Annotated in this window: 19 protein-coding genes; 4 read left to right on the plus strand and 15 right to left on the minus strand. The window is 71.6% G+C overall.

Features of this window, described 5'->3' with window-relative positions:
- Window positions 1-12 precede the first annotated feature (12 nt).
- The gene (locus tag AC07FN_RS40050) at window positions 13-384 is read right to left on the minus strand and encodes a MerR family transcriptional regulator (RefSeq protein ID WP_452619181.1); all 372 of its coding nucleotides are present in this window, start codon (window positions 382-384) and stop codon (window positions 13-15) included.
- Window positions 385-472: 88 nt separating this feature from the next.
- On the opposite strand from AC07FN_RS40050, the gene AC07FN_RS40055 reads away from it, so the two are divergent.
- A complete protein-coding gene (locus AC07FN_RS40055; RefSeq protein ID WP_478400358.1) occupies window positions 473-1,669 on the plus strand; it encodes an MFS transporter in 1,197 nt (398 codons plus the stop codon).
- Here the strand turns inward: AC07FN_RS40055 and AC07FN_RS40060 are convergent.
- The 3 genes from AC07FN_RS40060 to AC07FN_RS40070 are packed head-to-tail and all read right to left on the minus strand — an operon-like array spanning window position 1,635 to window position 3,225.
- Entirely contained in the window at window positions 1,635-2,483 is an 849-nt protein-coding gene (locus AC07FN_RS40060) for a helix-turn-helix domain-containing protein (RefSeq protein WP_478400359.1), read from the minus strand. The genes AC07FN_RS40055 and AC07FN_RS40060 overlap by 35 nt on opposite strands.
- On the minus strand, window positions 2,480-3,019 hold the full coding sequence (locus AC07FN_RS40065; protein WP_452619184.1) for a DUF6879 family protein: 540 nt from the start codon (window positions 3,017-3,019) through the stop codon (window positions 2,480-2,482). Before AC07FN_RS40065 ends, AC07FN_RS40060 begins: the two co-directional genes overlap by 4 nt.
- The gene (locus tag AC07FN_RS40070) at window positions 3,016-3,225 is read right to left on the minus strand and encodes a hypothetical protein (protein ID WP_044573530.1); all 210 of its coding nucleotides are present in this window, start codon (window positions 3,223-3,225) and stop codon (window positions 3,016-3,018) included. Before AC07FN_RS40070 ends, AC07FN_RS40065 begins: the two co-directional genes overlap by 4 nt.
- A 487-nt stretch (window positions 3,226-3,712) precedes the next feature.
- Here AC07FN_RS40070 and AC07FN_RS40075 point away from each other — a divergent pair, with 487 nt between their 5' ends.
- Entirely contained in the window at window positions 3,713-4,837 is a 1,125-nt protein-coding gene (locus AC07FN_RS40075) for a carboxylate-amine ligase (RefSeq protein ID WP_478400360.1), read from the plus strand.
- Between the two features lie 131 nt (window positions 4,838-4,968).
- Window positions 4,969-5,706, plus strand: a complete 738-nt coding sequence (locus AC07FN_RS40080) for a haloacid dehalogenase type II (RefSeq protein WP_478400361.1) — start codon at window positions 4,969-4,971, stop codon at window positions 5,704-5,706.
- An 11-nt stretch (window positions 5,707-5,717) separates the two neighbouring features.
- On the opposite strand, the gene AC07FN_RS40085 is transcribed toward AC07FN_RS40080, so the two are convergent.
- The 11 genes from AC07FN_RS40085 to AC07FN_RS40135 form a co-directional block, all read right to left on the minus strand.
- Window positions 5,718-6,374: a TetR/AcrR family transcriptional regulator gene (locus AC07FN_RS40085; protein ID WP_478400362.1), complete on the minus strand. Its 657-nt coding sequence runs from the start codon at window positions 6,372-6,374 to the stop codon at window positions 5,718-5,720.
- Window positions 6,371-7,972, minus strand: coding sequence for an ABC transporter ATP-binding protein (locus AC07FN_RS40090; protein WP_478400372.1), 1,602 nt, complete (start codon window positions 7,970-7,972; stop codon window positions 6,371-6,373). Before AC07FN_RS40090 ends, AC07FN_RS40085 begins: the two co-directional genes overlap by 4 nt.
- Window positions 7,973-7,977: 5 nt before the next feature.
- Window positions 7,978-8,772, minus strand: coding sequence for an ABC transporter permease (locus tag AC07FN_RS40095; RefSeq protein WP_358564930.1), 795 nt, complete (start codon window positions 8,770-8,772; stop codon window positions 7,978-7,980).
- On the minus strand, window positions 8,769-9,710 hold the full coding sequence (locus AC07FN_RS40100) for an ABC transporter permease (RefSeq protein WP_478400363.1): 942 nt from the start codon (window positions 9,708-9,710) through the stop codon (window positions 8,769-8,771). The genes AC07FN_RS40095 and AC07FN_RS40100 overlap by 4 nt, the downstream gene beginning before the upstream one ends.
- Window positions 9,707-11,266, minus strand: a complete 1,560-nt coding sequence (locus AC07FN_RS40105) for an ABC transporter substrate-binding protein (protein WP_478400364.1) — start codon at window positions 11,264-11,266, stop codon at window positions 9,707-9,709. Before AC07FN_RS40105 ends, AC07FN_RS40100 begins: the two co-directional genes overlap by 4 nt.
- An 88-nt stretch (window positions 11,267-11,354) precedes the next feature.
- The gene (locus tag AC07FN_RS40110; RefSeq protein WP_478400365.1) at window positions 11,355-12,152 is read right to left on the minus strand and encodes a class I SAM-dependent DNA methyltransferase; all 798 of its coding nucleotides are present in this window, start codon (window positions 12,150-12,152) and stop codon (window positions 11,355-11,357) included.
- Window positions 12,119-13,408 carry an MFS transporter gene (locus tag AC07FN_RS40115; RefSeq protein ID WP_478400366.1) on the minus strand — a complete coding sequence of 430 codons (1,290 nt, stop codon included), beginning with the start codon at window positions 13,406-13,408 and terminating at the stop codon, window positions 12,119-12,121. Before AC07FN_RS40115 ends, AC07FN_RS40110 begins: the two co-directional genes overlap by 34 nt.
- Window positions 13,405-14,424 (minus strand): dipeptide epimerase, encoded by a 1,020-nt coding sequence (locus AC07FN_RS40120; RefSeq protein ID WP_478400367.1) that lies wholly within the window; start codon window positions 14,422-14,424, stop codon window positions 13,405-13,407. The genes AC07FN_RS40115 and AC07FN_RS40120 overlap by 4 nt, the downstream gene beginning before the upstream one ends.
- Window positions 14,421-15,476: a PLP-dependent cysteine synthase family protein gene (locus tag AC07FN_RS40125; RefSeq protein WP_478400368.1), complete on the minus strand. Its 1,056-nt coding sequence runs from the start codon at window positions 15,474-15,476 to the stop codon at window positions 14,421-14,423. Before AC07FN_RS40125 ends, AC07FN_RS40120 begins: the two co-directional genes overlap by 4 nt.
- Window positions 15,476-16,270 carry a Rossmann-like domain-containing protein gene (locus tag AC07FN_RS40130; protein ID WP_478400369.1) on the minus strand — a complete coding sequence of 265 codons (795 nt, stop codon included), beginning with the start codon at window positions 16,268-16,270 and terminating at the stop codon, window positions 15,476-15,478. The genes AC07FN_RS40125 and AC07FN_RS40130 overlap by 1 nt, the downstream gene beginning before the upstream one ends.
- Entirely contained in the window at window positions 16,267-17,529 is a 1,263-nt protein-coding gene (locus tag AC07FN_RS40135; protein WP_478400370.1) for an ATP-grasp domain-containing protein, read from the minus strand. The genes AC07FN_RS40130 and AC07FN_RS40135 overlap by 4 nt, the downstream gene beginning before the upstream one ends.
- Before the next feature lie 653 nt (window positions 17,530-18,182).
- Between AC07FN_RS40135 and AC07FN_RS40140 the strand changes: the two genes are divergently transcribed.
- A partial coding sequence (locus AC07FN_RS40140; RefSeq protein WP_478400371.1) for a DUF222 domain-containing protein occupies window positions 18,183-18,637 on the plus strand: 455 nt, incomplete at its 3' end.

Consider the following 18,637-nt stretch of genomic DNA (forward strand, 5'->3'; position numbering starts at 1 on the left):
TTCCACAGTGGACTACTCGGTGCGGACCCGCGGCCGGGCTTGGGTCAGGTAGTCGTCGATCGCGTCGCGGTTCGCGGTCAGCGACTCGATCCGCCGCTGGATGTTCGCCCGCTCCCGCTCCAGGTTCGCGAGCATCTCCGGGGCGACGATGCGCATGTGGATGGCGCCGGGCTTGTCCAGGCAGGGCAGGATGTCGCGGATGATCCGGGTCGGGATCCCGGACTCCAGCAGGCCGCGGATCTTCAGCACCCGGTCCACCGAGCCCTCGCCGTAGGCGCGGTGCCCGAGCTCGTCCCGGGCCGGCCGGATGAGGTCCTGCTCCTCGTAGTAGCGCAACAGCCGCACCGACACCCCGGTCCGCTCCGCCAGCTCACCGATCCGCATGCGGCCATTATCCCCGGCATCCGGTGTGCGCCACGTCACCGGCGGATCGCTTGACCTCACACTTGTGTGAGGTCTTCAGGGTGGGGCCATGACTTCGGACGTGGAGGCCCGCACGGCGGGTTCGAGCGCGAAACTGCCGATCGGCGCCCTGTCGGCGTTCGCCACCGTGGTGCTCATCGGCTGCCTGACCGAGACGCTGCCCGCCGGAGTGCTGCTCCCGATCAGCGCCGATCTGCGGGTCTCGGAGTCGCAGGCGGGGCAGCTGGTGTCGGTGTACGCGATCAGCACCGCGGCCACCTCGGTGCCGCTGACGGCGCTGACCCGGCGGCTGCCGCGCCGCGCTCTGCTGCTCGGCCTGATCCTCGGGTTCGCCGTGGTCAACGGCGTCACCGCGATTTCGCCGTGGTACCCGTTGACGCTGGTGGCGCGGGTGCTGGCGGGCGCGGTGTCCGGGGTGATGTGGGCGATGATCGCCGGCTACGCGATGCGGATCGTGCCGGCGGAACGCGCCGGCCGGGCGCTGGCGATCGCGATGGTGGGCACGCCGATCGGGTTCGCCATCGGGGTCCCGGCCGGGACGGTGCTCGGGGAGCTGATCGGGTGGCGGTACGCCTTCGGCGCCATGGCGCTCATCACCGCGGCGCTGGTCGGCTGGGTGCTCTGGCAGGTCCCGCCGCTGCCCGGACAACCGGCGCAGGAACGCGCGAACACCCTGGAAGTCCTTGCCACCCGCGGTTTCCCGGCCGTGCTGGCCGCCACGTTCGCGCTGGTCCTCGGGCACAACGTCCTCTACACCTACATCGGCCCGGTGCTCGCCGCCGCCGGGCGGGTGGAGCTGCTCAGCGCCGTCCTGCTGGTCTTCGGCGTCGCCTCGGTGCTGGGCATCTGGATCGTCGGCGCGCTGATCGACCGCCGGCTGCGCCTGCTGATCCTCTCCTCGGCACTGGTGATCGGCATCGCGGTGGCGCTGATCGGATTGGCCGCGGCACTGCCGGTGGTGCTGTTCGCCTCGGTAGCGTTGTGGGGCCTGGCTTTCGGCGGCGCGCCGACGATGTTCCCGGCCGCGGCGGCCAGGGTCGCGGGGCGGGACGCCGACGTGGCCCAGTCGCTGACCATCACCGTCTGGAACGTCGCCCTCGCGGCGGGCGCCTACCTGGGCGGAACGGCGCTCGATCTGGCGGGCGACGCCACCGCGCTGCCGTGGATCACGGCGGCTCTCGCCCTGCTGTCCCTGCTGACCTACTCGGTGCTCACGGCTGATCGGCCGCCGCGTAGTGCGCGATGAGCCGCTGCAGCAAGGCGCGGACCTCGGCGCCCTCCAGCGCAGCGGACAGCAGGCCGTCGAAGACGCGGTGGAACCGCGCCAGGTCGTCGGGGTCGGCGATGGTCATCTCCGTGTTGACCGTCTCCACCAGCACGAGGTCGTCGATGATGACGAAGCCGTGCAGCGGAACGACGGTCAGCTGCGCGTCCAGCGGCACGATCGCCAGCCGCGTCGTGGACATGCCCGCCAGGGCCAGCAATCGGTCGAGCTGGCCGACCATCACCTGCGGCGGGGCGATGGGATGCCGCAGCGCGGCTTCGGAGCAGAGGATCTCCACGGACGTGCGCGGGCTGAACAGGACGCTCTGGCGGGCCATCCGCTGCTCGACCGATTCGGCGATGTCCCGCGAGCTCCGGTGCAGGTCAGCGACGACCTCGAAGACGTGCCGGGCGTACTCGGCGGTCTGCACCAGGCCGGGAACCAGCGCGATCTCGAACAGCCGGATGCGCTCGGCGCCGTCCTCCAGCTGCCGGCCGTACTCCTGCCGGGCGCGATTCCCGGTGCGCAGCTGGCGCTTCCAGCTCGCCGCCTCGATGCGGATCTCGCGCAGCTCCTGCCGCAGTTCGGCCGCCGCATCGTCGGCAGCACCGGTCAACCGGCAGTAGGCGACCACGTCCGCGTCGGAGACGGACTGCTTCGCCGTCTCCACCCGCGAGACCTTGGACGGCGTCCACCCGGCTAGTTCGGCGAGCTGTTTCCCGGACAGCCCGGCCGCCAGGCGCAGCCGACGCAATGCGTCGCCGAACGCCAGGCGGCGTGTGTCGAAATCCGTCACCGGCTCCTCTGGGGCAGGTCGTGCAGGTAAACCATCAATGGAATCGCATGATCGCATGCGATCTCCCGCCAGGCCCGGTAGCGGTCCACCTCCCGCGGGCTGGCGATGATCTCGGTGCCAGCGAATCGCTGGTCCTCGTAGTGCATCAACGCGACCCTGGTCTCGTCGAAGAGCCAGAAGTCGCTGGTCGGCAGGCCCAGCTCGGCCGCTTCGCCCTGGGGTAGCACCCGGATGTCCTCGCCGGCGGCGATGTTGGCCGGGCCGACGTCGAGCTGCCAGCGCTGGTACTCGGTGGGCGGTTCCCCGAAGACGCGCACCCGGGAGACGAGCCGGCCCGCGCGGGTCGCGGCCGCGACCTGGTCCAGCCAGGGCCGCAGCCAGCGCAGGTCGTCCGGCTCGCCCGCCCGCCAGCGACGCCAGGGTTCGGCTTCGTCGGGCTGGCGGTAGGTGCCCTGGCATTCCCACCGCCACGCCCGGCGCTCGAACGAGCGCAGGAGTTCGTCGAACTCCGCGCCGGGTAACACCCAGGAACTCACGGTGCGGCCTTCGGCACGAAGTCGAGCAACGCGGCCGGGACCTCCACCGCGGTCTCGTGGTCGGGGAGCCCGCGTTCGCGGAGCGCGGCGAGTGCTTCGGGGTCGGTGACCTTGTAGCCCTGGACGACGTAGGTTCCCTGGTCGGTGCTGTACAGCGTGGGGCAGGTACCGGCGTGCGACGTCGTTCCCTGGAAGGTCAACTTCACGTGCTCCTCCTCGTCGAGAAGATTCATGCATCGTCTGTGCAATACGAGCATTCGGTCAAGCGTCGGCCCGCCGCGCAACTCAAACAGCCGAACCGGGTGATGCACCGACGTGATCAACTGGGCCGTTCGGGTTGGAAATCCGGAGAATTGCTTGAATTGCTTGAAATGCGCGCGGCCGGTTCTCCATACTTCGATCATCGACGGACCACGGGGAGATCGACTGGCGGGCGAGCTCTCCCCGGACCTCCAGAAGTCCCCGGCCCGGTGCTGAACCCCGACTCGCACCGGGCCGGCCTGGTACCATCCACAATGGACCGCCGTGACCTGCTGCAGCGCCGCGCGGTCACGGCGGAAACCACCTTGATGGCTCGGCGCCGAAGGGGTGAATCCGGGCCGTCGAACGACTTCCGGGCGAGTGACAAACCCAGCCGCGGGCCCGAAACTGGCTCCGGTTCGCGAGGACCACCGAGCCGGAAGGGGGCGTTCGATGGATCGCGGCTCGCCGCACCCAACGTTCGGGATCGAAGAGGAGTTCCTGGTCCTGGATCCCGGCACCGGCCGGCCGACGCCACGAGCCGCCGACGTCCTGCGCGAGGTCCCGGCGACCGGAAGCGATGCCACCAGCAACTTCACGGCGGAGTTCGCCCGTTTCCAGCTGGAGGCCAACACTCCCGTGTGCCGCACCGCGGCCGAGGCGCACGACCACCTGATCTCGGCCCGGCGCAGCCTCGTCGCCGCGGCGGGCCGGCGCAACCTCCGAATGGTCTCCACCGGCTACTCCCCGCTCGGCATGCCCGATCCAGTCCCGATCACCGACAAACCCCGGTACCGGCAAATCGGCGACCGGTTCGGGCTGCTGCTGGACTCGCACGCCACCACCGGTTGCCACGTCCACGTCGGCATGCCCGACCTGGCCACCAGCCTGGCCGTGTCCAACCACCTGCGCCCGCACCTGCCCGCGCTGCTCGCGCTCACCGCGAACTCCCCGTTCTGCGACGGCCGGGACACCGGGCACGCCAGCTGGCGGACGATCGTCTGGTCCCGGCTGCCATCGGCCGGACCACCTCCGGTGCACCGAGACCCGGCGTCCTACCAGCGCGCCGTCGACCTGCTGCTGGCCAGCGGCGCCGCGCTCGACCACGCCATGGTCTACTGGCTCGTCCGGCCGGCGCCGCATCTGTCCACATTGGAGATCCGGGTGGCGGACGCGGCCGCCACGGCGGACGAAGCACTGCTGCTGGCGCTCCTGGTGCGCGCGCTGGCCGCAGTGGCGCTGCAGGACGTCGCCGAAGACCGTCCCGCTCCGGAGCTGCCCGACGAGCGACTCCGCCTCGCGCTGTGGCGCGCCGCCCACGACGGCCTGGAGGGCCAGGGGCTCGACGGCACCGGAGAACTCGTGCCCGCGCGCTCGCTGCTGGACGAGCTGGTCAAGACGGCCCTGCCCGCGCTGGACGCCAGCGGCGACACGCAGTTGGTGGCTGGCGCCCTCGACCGGCTGCTGCGACGCGGCAGCGGGGCCCACCGCCAGCGCTTGGCGCACGCCCGCCGGCAGGACATCGCCGACGTCATCGACCTGCTCGCCGAGCAGACCGGCACTTCCCCGTCCACCTGATGGAACGTCCACATTGGATTTTCCGATTGACCGTGCTGTTGAGCGGACCTCACCGAGTTGATCTACATTTTGCCCCGCCACCTTGCTAGGCTCGGCCCCCGAAGCGCCACCCGACAAAGGGAGGTCCAGCGATGGCCGCAGCTCCGCAGCGGATCGTGGACGCCGTTCTCTTCGACACCTTCGGCACCGTGGTCGACTGGCGGTCCGGCGTGACCGACGCCGTGGAGGCGATCGCCTTCCGGTGCGGCGTCGAGGTCGACGCGGCCGAGTTCGCGCTCCGGTGGCGGGCGCACTACCAGCCTTCGATGGAGCCCATCCGCAACGGCACCAGGGAGTTCGTCAACCTCGACGAGCTGCACCGGGAGAACCTGATCGCGACGGCGGAGGAGATGGGCCTGCCCGTCGACCGGATCGAGCCGGCCGACCTGGAGTGGCTCAACCGGGCCTGGCACCGGCTCGACGGCTGGCCCGACAGCGTGCCCGGGCTGGCCGAGCTCAAGCGGCACTTCATCATCGGCCCGCTGTCCAACGGGCACCTCGCGCTGCTGACCAACATGGCCAAGCACGCCGGGCTGCCCTGGGACGTCATCATCGGCTCCGACGTGATCCGCGCCTACAAGCCGGACCCGAACGCCTACCTCGGCGCGGCCCGGCTGCTCGACCTGCCGCCGAACCGGGTCATGCTGTGCGCGGCGCACAACGAGGACCTGGCGGCGGCCCGCAGCGTCGGGTTCCGGACGGCGTTCGTGGCGCGGCCGCAGGAGTACGGCCCCACCCAGCAGACGGACCTGCACGCCACCGACGCCTGGGACGTCATCGCCCGCGACATCCGGGACCTGGCGACGCAGCTGCGCGACCACGCGACCTGAGCCCGGCGGGGCTAGTCCGATTCCGGCGCGAAGGCCTGCAGGAAGGTGCGGACCGCGGCCGCCGCCACGGTCCGGAGCTCGTCGTCGGGCACTTGGCGGGTGCCCAGGCGGGCCCGCGCTTCCATCGGGCCGGTCAGCAGCGCCGCGAACTGCTCGGCGGCCTCGGCCGGGTCGCACGTGCGCAGGCGACCCGCCAGCGCGAGCCGGGCGAGCCGGTCGGCGAGCGCTTCGGTGACGCGGTCCGACGCTCGGCCCCGGACGATGTCGATCAGGTCGGGGAACCTGCCCAGCTCGGCGTAGAGCAACCGGCGCAACGCCCAGGAGCGGTCGTCGCAGTGGCACTGGAGCAGGCGGAAGCCGACCTCTTCCAGCATCGGCCGCAGGTCGCCCTCGCTGCGCAGCTGGTCGACGACCTCCATGTTCCGCGCGAGGGCCCGGTCCGCGTCGGCGGCGATCGCCTGCCGGAACAGGTTCTCCTTGTCGCCGAAGTGGTTGTACACGGTGGGCTTGGCGACGCCGGCCTCCGCAGCGATCGCGTCCACCCCGGCCTGCGCGTATCCCTCGCGGGCGAAAACCCGCATCGCCGCGTCCAGGATCGCCTGGCGCTTGTCGATGCGACCGCGCGAGGCGCTGCGCCCCGACGCCGCCGTCGTGCCCGCTCCGCTCACGCCGACATGCTACCCCTCGCTGAACTCGCGGGTTCACTCGAATGGACACCTCCACCCAGTGGCGCCCGGCTCCGCATCGCCGCGTCGAGGAGTTCCCTCGTGGCCGCGTGCTTCGGGGCCGCGAGGACCGCCTCGGTCTCGCCCTGCTCCGCGATCTCCCCCTCGTGCATGATCAGGAGCCGGTCGGCGAGGCTCGTCGCCACCGCCAGGTCGTGGGTGATGACCACCAGCGCCGTGCCCGTGTCCCGGTGCACCCCGTTGAGCAGGTCGAGCAGCTCGGCCCGGGTCAGCGCGTCGAGACCCGAGGTGATCTCGTCGCAGATCAGCAGCTCCGGCCCGCTGAGCAGGGCGCGGACCAGGGCCGCGCGCTGGAGTTCGCCGCCCGACAGGGAACGCGGCAGCCGGGCCGCGCCGGACTCCGGCACGCCGAGGCGGGCGAGTCCCTCGATCGCCTCGGCGCGCGCCGCCGAACTCGTTGCGCCGCGCAGCCTTTCGGCCGTCCGGGCGACCTGGTCGAGGACCGGGACGAACTCGTTGAACGACGCCCGCACGTCCTGGAACACGTACTGGATCCGGGCGAGCTGGTCCCGGGTGCGCCTGCGGAGCCGGGGAGACAGCAGATCGCCGTCCAAGCGGATCTCGCCGAGGCGGTGCGGGTGCAGGCCCGCGATGCAGCGCGCGAGCGTGGTCTTGCCGCTGCCCGAGCGCCCCACCACCGCCAGCTTGTCGCCCGTGCGGATGTCCAGCGCCACCTCGCGCAGCGTGTCCACCCGGCCGTGGCCCGCGGTCACCGCGCTCACGGTCACCAGCGGTCGCCCTCCTCCAGGGCGGCCGGGCTCGGCGGTGCGCCCGGGTTGCGCGGCGATCAGGCGCTTCGTGTAGTCGTGCCGGGGAGAATCGAGGACCTCCCGTCGCGGGCCGGATTCGACGATGCCGCCGCCGTTCATGACCAGCACCCGGTGCGCCAGCTCGCGCACGAGGTCCAGGTCGTGGGTCAGCAACAGGACCGCGATTCCTTGCGCCGCAACGGCTCTCAGCTCCCCGGCCAGCCGGGCGCGGGTCACCGCGTCCTGGCCGGTGGTCGGTTCGTCGGCGACCACGACGCGCGGGCGGCCGACGAGCTCGTGCGCCAGCACGACGCGTTGCTGCTGCCCGCCGGAAAGCTGGTGCGGGTACCGCCGCAGCAGCTCATCACCGTCCAGCAGTTGCGCATGGCGGAGCGCTTCGAGCACCCGCGCCCGCACCAGCCGCCTGCGCTCCGCGCGGGTGCCGGCGCGGACGTGCAGGCGCGCGATCTCGTGCAGCACCGAACCGATGCGGCGAACCGGGTTCAGCGCCGCCGACGGATGCTGCGGGATGTAGCCGACGAGGCCGGGTTCCGGCGGATGATCGGCATCCACCCCGACACCCGCGACTTCCACCGAGCCCGTGACGCTCGCCCCGGCGGGCCGTTCGCCGAGCAGCGCCAGGGCCGTGGTGGTCTTCCCGCTCCCGGACTCGCCGACCAGCGCGGTCACCTCGCCCGCCGCCAGGGCGAACGACACCCCGGAGACGATCTCCCGGCCGGCTGCGGCGACGGTGAGGTTGCGGACTTCCACGACGGTCAACGTGCCTCCAGAGCGGTCGAACGAGCGCGCAGCCACCGGTCGAACGCCAGGTTCACGCCCACCGACAGCAGCACGATCAGCAGTGCGGGCAGCGCCACCGCCCACGGCTGGATGAACAGGCCGGTCCGGTTGCGGTCGACCATCGCCGCCCAGTCGCTGGCGCCCGGCGAGATCCCGACGCCCAGGAAGCTCGCCGACGCGACCAGGTAGATCGCCCCGGTGAAGCGGGTGCCCAGGTCCGCGGCGAGCGTCCGGCGCATCGCGCGGGCCACGTAGCCGACGCCGATGCGCAGCCGGCTCTCGCCCTGCAGGCGCATCGCCTCCACCGCGGGCCCGCTGGCCAGCGAAAGCGCCGACGCGCGGCTGATCCGCACCACGTCCGGCAGGTTGATCAACGCGACGATCCCGATCAGCACCCACGGGGCGTCGGGGGCGATCGAGGCGAGCAGCAACAGCATTAGCATCGACGGGATCGCCAGCACCAGGTCCAGCGGCCGCATCAGCGCCTCGTCGAGCAGGCGGCTCTTCGTCATGCCCGCCGCCAGGCCCAGCGGGACCGCCAGCAGGTAGGTGCAGGCCGTCGCGGTCGCGGCGGTCAGCACCAGCGACCGGCCGCCCAGCAGCACCTCGTTCCACACGTCCCGGCCGACGAAGTCGGTGCCGAACCAGTGACCGCCGCCGAGCGCGAAGGCCACGTCCTTGGCCGTGTCGCCGGTGGCGAACAGCGGCCCGAACAGCGCCAGCAGGACCGGCACGCCCACCAGCGCGGCGGGCAACAGGTACTTGTTCACCGGCCCACCTCCGACGCCGGCGCCAGACCGCGGGCCGCGATGTCCGCCGCCAGGTTGACCAGCACCGTGGTGCCGGCGAGCACCACCGCCAGGCCCTGGATCACCGGCAGGTCCCGCGCCGAGACCGCCTCGACCAGCGTCGTGCCCAGGCCGGGGATGACGAAGATCGCCTCGATCACGATCACGCCGCCGATCAGCCAGTCCGCGGTCCGGGCCAGCTGCTGCACCGCGGGAGCGATGGCGTTGGGCAGCGCGTGCGCGAAGCGGGCGCGGGCCGGCGAGATGCCGAGCCTGCGGACGTGGCGGACGTACTCGGCCCGCTGCGCGTCGATCATGCCCGCGCGCACCAGCCTGCTCAGCGAGCAGATCGGGCGCAGCAGCAGCACGAAGACCGGCAGGACCAGCACCGCCGGATCGCCCAGCAGCGAGCCGGATCCGACCGCGGTGGGCGGGAACCAGCCCAGTTGCACCGCGAACACGGTCACCACCAGCACGCCCATCGCGAACTCCGGCGCCGAGTACAGGCCGAGCGTGCCGCTGGTGACGACCCGGTCGATCCGGCTGCCTTCGCGGTGCGCGGCGAGCATGCCCAGCGCCACCGACAGCGGCACGAGCAGCACGAGGGTCAGCCCGGCCAGCAGAAGCGTCGGACCCAGCGCCGCGCCGATGATGTCGGCCACGGCCCGCGGCCCGACCAGCGACCGGCCGAAATCGCCGTGCAGCGCGCCGAGCAGCCACCCGCCGAGGCGCTGCCACGCGGGCTCGTTCAGACCGAGCTGTTCGCGCAGCAGCGCGATGATCGCCGGGTCCGGGTTGTCCCCGGCGATCGTGACGGCCGCGTCGCCCGGCAGTGCTTCGGTCAGGAAGAACACCGCGGCCATCACCAGAACGACCTGCACCACGCCCAGCAGCATCCGCCGGAGGACGTAGTGGGTCACGCCAGCCACACCTTGTCGTAACGGGCCCAGTCCAGCGTGTTGGCCGGGGCCCGGTCGTCGACGCCGCCGACGTTCGGCCCCGATGCGACGATCCAGTCCGACACACCCCACCACAGGAAGCCGCCCTCGCGGTGCAGCTGGTCCTGCATCTGGAAGTACAGCTGCCCTCGGCGGGCATCGTCTACTGTGGACTGCGCCTCGTGGTAGAGCGCGTCGAAGTCCGGGCGCTGCCACTTGGTGTTGTTGGTCGTCGAGGTCGTCAGCAGGCGCTGCGAGACGTGCGATTCGAGCGGCATCGCGCCGGACCGGTAGCTGGCGAGCACCCCGTTCTTGGCGATGTCGGACCAGTAGGTGTCCTTGTTGCCCAGCCGGACGTTGAGGTTCAGCCCGGCCTGCCTGGCCTGGTCGGCGATGGCCAGCGCCGCCTCCTTCAGCCCGGTCGAGGCGTCGGAGGTGTCGAAGTCGATCGCGAGGCCCTCCGCGCCGGCCTGCTTGATCAGGGCGCGGGCCCGGTCGAGGTCCTGGGCGCGCTGCGGCAGCGCGTCGGCGTAGTACCGGTAGCCCTTGCCGTAGAGGTCGTTGCAGAGCTGCCCGGAGCCCTGCAGCACCGACCTGACCAGCTCGCCCCGGTTCACCAGGTGGAACATCGCCTGGCGCAGCTCGGGCCGGTCGAACGGTGGCCGGTCGGTCTTCATGACCAGCCCGTGGAAGTTGCTCAGCGGCAGCCGGTGCACCTGCACCCGGCCGGTGTTCTCGTGCGTGCGGGCGCTGGTCGGCGTCAGGTCGTGGGCGTACTCGACCTGCCCGCCCAGCAGCGCGTTGACCCGCGCCGCCTCGTCGTTGGTCACGACGATCTCCAGCTCGTCCAGGTGCGGCGCGCCGTCCCAGTAGTCGGGGTTGCGGGCCGCGACGAAGTTGCGGCCGGGCTGGAAGGAGACGAAGCGGAACGGTCCGGAACCCACCGGCCGGTCGAAGTCCCGCGTGCCCTCCGGGACGATGTAGGCGCCCAGCGTGGCGAGCGCGTTGGGGAACTCCGCGTAGGGCCGCTTGAGGCGGAACTCTACGGTGCGGTCGTCGAGCTCGCGGCTGCCGGGCAGGTCGATCACCTGCAGGCTGGCCTTGGCCCGGCGGCTGCTGCCCGGCTCCACGATCCGCGCGAAGCTGGCCAGCACGTCGGCCGGGCGCACCGGCCGCCCGTCGTGGAATGCCGCCCGCCGCAAGGTGATCCGCCAGGTGAGCAGGTCCTGGCTGGGCTCCCAGCGCTCCGCCAACCGGGGCTGCGGGGACATGTCCGAGCCGTAGTCGGCGAGCTTGTCGAACAGCGCCTTGGCGCGGGCGATCTCGATGTAGAGGTCGGTTTCGTGCGGGTCGAGCACCTCGGCCGCGCCGCCGCCGGAGAACGCCGCGCGTAACCGCCCGCCGGGGCGGGGCGGCCCGACCGCGGTGGCGCCCGTCCCACTGGCGCAGCCGGACAGCGCCGCGGCGGCGCCCGCTGCCGTCAGGCCCAGGAAACCGCGCCGGCTCAGCCCGCGAACGAGCCTGGATTCGTGTTGCATGCTGGGGTTTTCTCCATTCGAAGGCGTCCCGGTCCAAGACCAACGACAACGATAATGATTTTCATCTAGCCTGCCAATGGGGCGCACCTCACTCGTTGCGGCGCAGCACCACGTGCAGCCGGTCGCCGCTGAGCCGGGTGGACAGCCCCGCATCGCGCCGCCACGGCGTCTCGGCGCGCGGACCTGGCTCGTCGAACAGCGCGACGACCGAAAACCCGTTCCGCGCCGCGAAATACCGGATTTCCTGCGGGAACAGCAGCCGCCACGCCGAGCGCTGGACCAGCGGCTCGGCCCGCCCCGGCCAGTCCCAGTGGCGTTCCCGGCGCAGGAGCTGCTCCGCGTGGTCGATCCACAGCCGGGTGCGCGACCGGTACTCCACCCCTTCCCAGGCGACGACCTGCTCCCGCACCCCGTCGAGCAGCTCGGTGTTGCCCAGGAAGAACGCGCCGTTGCGCATCTCGGCGATCAGCAGACCGCCCGGCCGCAGGTGCTCGTGGCAGCGCCGCAGGAAGGCGTCGACGTCGTCGTTTCCGTGGCAGTACAGGAAAGCGCTGTCCAGGCAGGTGATGACGTCGAAATCCGCCGGCAGGGGCCCGAACGACCGCATGTCGGCGACCAGGAAGTCCGCCTCCGGGCAGTGCTCCTGCGCGTGCGCCACCATCTGCGGCGAGCAGTCCAGGCCCGTGACGCGGTAGCCGAGCGCGGTCCAGCAGCGGGCGTCGCGGCCGGTGCCGCAGCCCACGTCCAGCAGCCGCCGACCCGATCCGAAGCGGTGCACCAGGTCGTCGACGAAGCGGGCCGCGAGGTGCTCGGGATCCGGGAACCGCTGCTCGTAGATGGCCGGGTTGTCGGTCAGGAAGTTGGCGCTGACGATGTTGGGGCGCACTGCGATTCTCCCGTTCTCTGGTCCGGTCCGATGCCGCCGCGGCGATCCAGCACGAGCACCGCGAGCGCCGAACACCCTCCGATGAGGACGCACAGCGCCGGGGGCAGCCACGCCCACTCGTCGCCGGAGAGGTCGGTCAGCCAGCCGATCAGCGCATTGCCCGCGGCGGCCGCGACACCGGAAATCAGGTAGAAGACGCCGAAGTAGGTGCCGGCGAGCTCCCGCCCGCCGAACGACGGGATCAGCTCGTAGACGAACGGCTGCGCGAGCATCACCCCGACCGCCAGGAACAACGCCGTGATCAGCACCGGCGCCAGCCGGGCGAACGTCTCCCCCGCGCCCGCCGGGGGCGTCGCCGGGACCGCGGCCGCGGCGATCGCGGTGGCGACGAAGCCCGCGCCCATCAGCCCCAGCCCGGTTCCGATGGCCCGGCCGCGGCTCCACCTGCGCTGGGCCAGCTCGGTGATCCGAACCTGCGACGCCAGCGTCACCGCCGTGGAGACAAGGAAGATCACCGCCACCGCGGCCGCGGACCCGGTGAGCCGCTCGGCCTGCATCGGCAGCACCAGGTAGAGCTGGTTCTGCAGCGCGAACATGCCGGTCAGCGCCCCGGTGAAGGCCAGGAACCGGCGATCGGTCAACACGCCCCGCCAGTCCGCCAGCACCGACGTCGCGGGCCGCTCGACGCGGCGGACCGGCAGGACCGCGACCTGCGCGACGGTCAGCAGCGCGAAGACCACCGCGGCGACCACCGCGGACAGCCGGAAGCCGACCACCATCAGCACGCTTCCCAGCAACGGCCCCAGCAGGGCCCCGGCGTTGGCGAAGATGTTGAACAGCGAGAAGGCCTCGGCGCCCCGGTCACCCGCCTCCCGCGAGAGGTAGGCGCGCACGGCGGGGTTGAACAACGCCCCGGCCAGCCCGCTGAGCACGGATGCCAGCAGCAGCACCGAGAACGACGTACCGAGGGCGAACAGGCCGAAACCCACCGCGCGCAGCGCGCATCCGGCGACGATGACGCCCCGCGCGCCCAGCCGGTCCGCCGCCGAACCGCCCAGCAGGAACAGGCCCTGCTGGCTGAGGTTGCGCACGCCGAGGACGACCCCGACCAGCACCGCCGAAATACCCAGGTCGTGGGCGAGGTACCCCGCCAGGTACGGGACCAGCAGGTAGAAACCGGCGTTGACGCCGAGCTGGTTGACCAGCAGCACCTGCACGGCCGGCGGGAAACCCCGGATCAGCCGCCACGTCTTCATAACGAGACCACGGGGCGCACCCCCAATCCGCGATCGCCGGCGATCCGCAGCACCCCGTCGTCGCCGCCGATCCCGGTCCACGGGTCGTGCGCCAGCAGCAGGTGGCCGTCCAGATCGACCCAGCGGGCGAAGCCGGTGAGGTGCACGGCCGGGGCGATGCCCAGCGAACTCGACACCAAGCACCCCAGCATCACGTCCACGCCGTTGTCCTGGGCGAGGCCGATGATCTCCCGAGCGGCCCGGATTCCGCCGCACTTCGGCAGTTTCACGTTGACCCCGTGCACCCGCGGACCCAGGGCCCGCACATCGGCCGCGGTGGCGGCGTCCTCGTCGGCGATGACCGGCACCGGCGACCGGGCGGCCACCTCGGCGAGCAGGTCCGGCGTGCCCGGCTTGATCGGCTGCTCGACCGCGTCGATCGCGAACTCCGCGACCGCCTTGAGCAGCCGGACCGCCTGCTCCGGCTCCCACGCGCCGTTGGGGTCCAGCAGCAGGCGGGCGCCCGGCGCGGCCTCGCGAATCGCCGCCAGGCGCGCGAGTTCCTGCCGCTCGTCCCCCGCCCCGAGCTTCACCTTGAGCACCGTGAAACCCCGGCCGGTGAGCTCGCGCGCCGTCCGCACGGCGCGCTCCGCGGGCATGATGCCGATCGTGCAAGCCGTCGGGACGGGCTGCCAGTGCGCCGTGCCCAACAGCTCGAAGACCGGCACGCCGCGGAGCGTCGCGACGAGGTCGTGCACGGCCGAATCCAATGCCGACGACACTCCGGGCGACGCGCTGAACGCCGGGATCCGGCCAAGATCGCGCACCCCCGCCAGCGCTTCCCGCGCGGCCGCCAGCTCCGTCTCGATGCGCTCGACCGTCAAGCCGTAGTACGCGCTGGTGACGACCTCGCCGCGGCCGACGGCACCGTCGTGCTCGATCTCCACCACGACCGCATCCCGCTCGGACATCACCGATCGCGAGATGCGGAACGGCTCGCGCAGCGCGAGGCCCCGCACCGCCCAGCTCAGCCTCATGCCGGAACCTCCATCGCCAGCAGCGGATCCGACACGAGGCGGCACCGCGTCCACCCCGTCGCTTCCACCGCGGGGTGCGCGATCTCCACCGGCCGCGACGCCGTCGGCCCGTCCAGCAGGCCCCGCGCACGGCAGTAGTCATCGTCGAAGATCGTGCCGAGGTAGCGGTGCGGACCGTCCGGGAACACGGTCACCACCTGCGCGCTCGGCTCGACCCGCGCCGCCCACGCAGACACCAGCGCCACCGCCCCGGTGCTCCATCCGCCGGTGATGAACGCGTGCCGGGCCAGCGTGCGGCAGGCCTGCACCGCCTCGCCGGGCCCCACCCAGTGCACCTCGTCGAACTGTCCATATGCGACGTTGCGCGGGTGGATGCTGCTGCCCAGCCCGCGCATCATGCGGGGCCGGGCCGGCTGCCCGAAGATCGTCGAGCCGAGGGTGTCCACGCCGATCAACCGCACGTGCGGCCACCGGCGCCGGATCGCGCGGATCGTGCCGGCGCTGTGCCCGCCGGTCCCGACGCTGCACACCAGCACGTCCACCTGGTCGATCTGGCGGGCGATCTCCTCCCCCAGCGCCTCGTAGCCGGCCGGGTTGTCCGGGTTGTTGTACTGATCGGGCCAGAACGCATCCGGCCGCTCGCGGAGGACCTGCTGCACCCGGTCCAGCCGGGCCTGCTGCCAACCACCGGCGGGATGCGGCCGGTCGACCACTTCGAGGCGAGCGCCGTGCGCCCGGAGCAGCGCCCGCATGGCCGGTTCGAGCTCGCTGTCCACGACCAGCACCACCGGATGCCCCAACGCCTGCCCGGCGAAGGCCAGGCCCACGCCGAGCGTCCCGCTGGTCGACTCGACCACCGCCGCACCCGGCCGCAACTCGCCGCGGCGCCGGGCCCCGGTGAGCATCGAGACCGCCGCGCGGGCCTTCATCCCGCCCGCGCTCAGGCATTCCAGCTTCGCCCAGAACCCCGGCTGCCGATGCGGCAGCGGCGCGCTCACCCGTGCCAGCGGGGTGTCCCGGAGCAGACCGAGCAGATCGGGATTGCCCCACATCAGCGCACCTCCGTGCGGTAGCGGTAGAGGGTGCTGGGACCGCCGTCGAGCCAGAAGAACGGATACGGCTCCGCCGAGACGGCGGTGACCCCGCCGCCCAGGAAGCACGGCAGGATGCCGCTCGCGGACTGGGCGAACATGACCAGCGGCTTGCCCGTGGCCCTGGCGTGGTCGAGCAGCGCCTGGAACGTGCCGTTGCCGACGACCATGCCGGACGCCAGCACGGCATCGCAGCCGTCCAGCACCGCGACGGCATCGGTCGCGATCGGCTCGCCCCACTCTGTCTCGCCGCCCTTGAAATCGCACGCGACGTAGCCGGTCCCGCGCTCGCGGAGGTGGTGCAGCAGCGAGTTGACGACGCCGACGACCAGCACCCGCCGGCTCCGCGGCAGCAGGTCCACCACGGATTCGGCGCGGTGCAACGACTTCTGCAGCGAGCTGCCCCGCCCGACGGCGACTTCCTCGGCGTGGTCGTGGTGCGGGCGCAGCCACTGCAGGTAGGCGTCCAGCGCCGCGATGCGCACCGCGGGCAGCGGGCTCCGCAGCAGGTCGCGGACGGGCGTCCCGACGCAGCCGAGGACGACCTCTTCGGACACCTCCCCCGGTTCCACCGCGCAGGAGCCCACCGCGTCCTCGACCCGCAGGCTCAGCACGTGGTTCCGGTACGACTGCGCCCGGTCCGCGTGCCGCACGCCCTGCTTGGTCAGGAACCCGACGCTGACCTGCGCTTCGTCCGCACCGAAACGTCCACTCAGGACCTGATCGGTCAGGTCCGCCACCGAATGCGGAGTCACTTCCCCGCCTCCGCGTAGCGCACGTCCAGCCCGGCGACCAACGACTCGGCGCGGGCGCGCGCCGCCCCGCTGCCGGCGCTGGTGACCATCACGTGCCCGAGGTAGTTGTTGTTGCTGGTGGCGGCGCCGGCCCGGTGCCCGGGGTCCTTGACGACCCAGTCGACCACCGCCGGATCGGCCGCCAACTCCGCAACCCCGCCGATCTCGGCGATCGTCCCCTCCCGGGGCGGGAGCAGGAACGAGATGGCCGCGCTCGCCGCGCCGGTGTCGACTCGGTGCAGGTCGGGCTTCTCCCCCAGCGCGATCTGGGCGTAGACGGCGGCCAGGTCGATGCCGGTCACCCGCCGGATGAGCTCGGTGATCTGGTTGCCCGCCGGCCGCGGGTTCACCTCCACCACTCGGGGGCCCTGCGGGGTGAGCTTGACCTCGGTGTGCCCGACGACGTTGTCCAGCCCGAGCGCTTCGACGGCGGCGACCGCGGTGTCCGCCACTGCCTCCGCCGTCGCGGCGTCCAGCGCCGCCGGGAACATGTGTCCGGACTCGACGAACCAGGGCTGCCCGGCGACGCTCTTGTCCGTCACCCCGACGACCGTGGTCTCGCCCCGGAACGTCACCGTCTCCACGCTCACCTCGGGGCCCGTGAGCAGCTCTTCCAGCAGCACGACGGGATTGCGCCGCTGACCGCGCGCGTTCACCGGGAACTCCAGCAGCTCGTTGTGCGCCTCGCGCAGCTGGTCGGGCCCGTCGACCCTGCGCACGAACATGCCCGCGCACAGGTCGACCGGCTTGATGACCAGGGGGTATCCCAGTGCTTCCGCGGCTTCCTCCAGGCCGGAGGCCGTCTCCGCGAGGGCGAACGCCGGGCCCGGGACGCCGGCTTCGCGCAGGGTCTTGCGGGTGAGGTCCTTCGAACAGGCCCGCTCGACGGCGTCCGGTGGGGCGCCCGGAAGTCCCAGCCGTTCGGCGGCTTTCGCGGCCGCTGGCAGGTAGTAGTCGCAGGAGGTCAGCACGCCGTCGAAGCCGAGGACCGGCTGCAGGCGCTCCAAGCGGTCCAGCAGGTTCGGCACGTCGTTGGTCTCGACGGTGAGCAGATTGTCCGCACCCAGCAGCGGATGCGGCCCGGGGGCCGATCTGGCCCGGAGGTAGTGCTGGAGATCGCGGGTCACGAAGCTGAACCGGTTGCCGCCCTCCCTGATGCTCCTCGGCAGCAACGTGCTCATCGCACCGACCCAGCTTTCCACCAACAGCAGGTGGCCCACTCCGTCTCCCTTCGGACGTCCTGTCGACCGGACTCCTTGTCGACGGTCGGTGATGATAATCGTTTTCAGTAGATTGGGCAATTCGCCCGGGGGGTGATGTTTGGGGGGGCGGTTGAGGTGGGGTGGGGGTGAGGGTGGGTTGGGGGTGGGGTTCGGACCTTTAGAGGTTCGGCATCTTTTGGTGCCATCCCCGCGATGGGTGGATTGCGGGGGCTGCGCGCCGGAGGTCAAGCCCGGCCTCGCGGCCGCCCCTTCGGGGTTTCAGGCTTGACATCCGACCCGCAGCCCCGGTTCGGCTTTGTATCGCGGGGATGGCCCGGAGTGGGCTGGCTCGCTGGCGGCTTGCGTTGCGGGGTGGGCGTTTTCGGGTTTGTTGGGGCTGGTGGGGGTTTGGTTTCGGGGTGATCCGTTACAGGGGTCCGGTCGCGTTGGGATGGCGCGACTTCGCGGGAAATCAGCCCTGGTCTCCGGACGCGGTGCGCCTTGCCGATGGCGGCGCGGCGGTTTTGGTAGTGAATGCGGGTCGCCTTCGGCGTGTCGTGACCGTTTCCCTTGACACGGCGTGGTTTTCACGACCCGTGGTCGGGTGTTTCACCAGATCAAGCGACCATAAAAACAATGCGAACACGCGTTCGAATCAGGAGAATGGAGGTATGACACCGCTGCTGAACACCCAGGACACGACTGTGCAGGCCATGCCTCAACAGTCGGCGGTGTCATGCACCGATTCTGAACTCGCCACCCGCATCCAAGAACTGGAAAAGGAGATGCGGGTACTGATGTGGGAGCAACTGCAGTACATCGCCGAGGCCGACCATCGCGCCATTCACACCGAGACCACCGCCCGATCGCTGCAAGTGTGGCTGCAGGGGCTGCTCAACATCGACCCGCGTGACGCGAAAACCCGCGTCACAGTCGCCCGCAACGTCGAAGACCGACGGAGTTCGTACGGCGAGACGATGCCCCCTGATCTACCCGATACGGCTCACGCTCTCGCTGAAGGTGAGATCGGACTGGACCATGCACGCGTCATCGTCAACGGAATCCGCCGTTTGCCCGACTACGCCCGCTGCCACCAGGTCGCCGAGGTCGAATCAACGCTCGCCGG

Source organism: Saccharopolyspora sp. NPDC045941 (genome assembly GCF_056431445.1).

Bases quoted from the DNA above. Each gene is read 5' to 3' on its own strand.
- AC07FN_RS40050 (WP_452619181.1), bottom strand. From the start codon at position 384: ATGCGGATCGGTGAGCTGGCGGAGCGGACCGGGGTGTCGGTGCGGCTG.
- AC07FN_RS40055 (WP_478400358.1), top strand. From the start codon at position 473: ATGACTTCGGACGTGGAGGCCCGCACGGCGGGTTCGAGCGCGAAACTG.
- AC07FN_RS40075 (WP_478400360.1), top strand. From the start codon at position 3,713: ATGGATCGCGGCTCGCCGCACCCAACGTTCGGGATCGAAGAGGAGTTC.
- AC07FN_RS40080 (WP_478400361.1), top strand. From the start codon at position 4,969: ATGGCCGCAGCTCCGCAGCGGATCGTGGACGCCGTTCTCTTCGACACC.
- AC07FN_RS40105 (WP_478400364.1), bottom strand. From the start codon at position 11,266: ATGCAACACGAATCCAGGCTCGTTCGCGGGCTGAGCCGGCGCGGTTTC.
- AC07FN_RS40115 (WP_478400366.1), bottom strand. From the start codon at position 13,408: ATGAAGACGTGGCGGCTGATCCGGGGTTTCCCGCCGGCCGTGCAGGTG.
- AC07FN_RS40120 (WP_478400367.1), bottom strand. From the start codon at position 14,424: ATGAGGCTGAGCTGGGCGGTGCGGGGCCTCGCGCTGCGCGAGCCGTTC.
- AC07FN_RS40125 (WP_478400368.1), bottom strand. From the start codon at position 15,476: ATGTGGGGCAATCCCGATCTGCTCGGTCTGCTCCGGGACACCCCGCTG.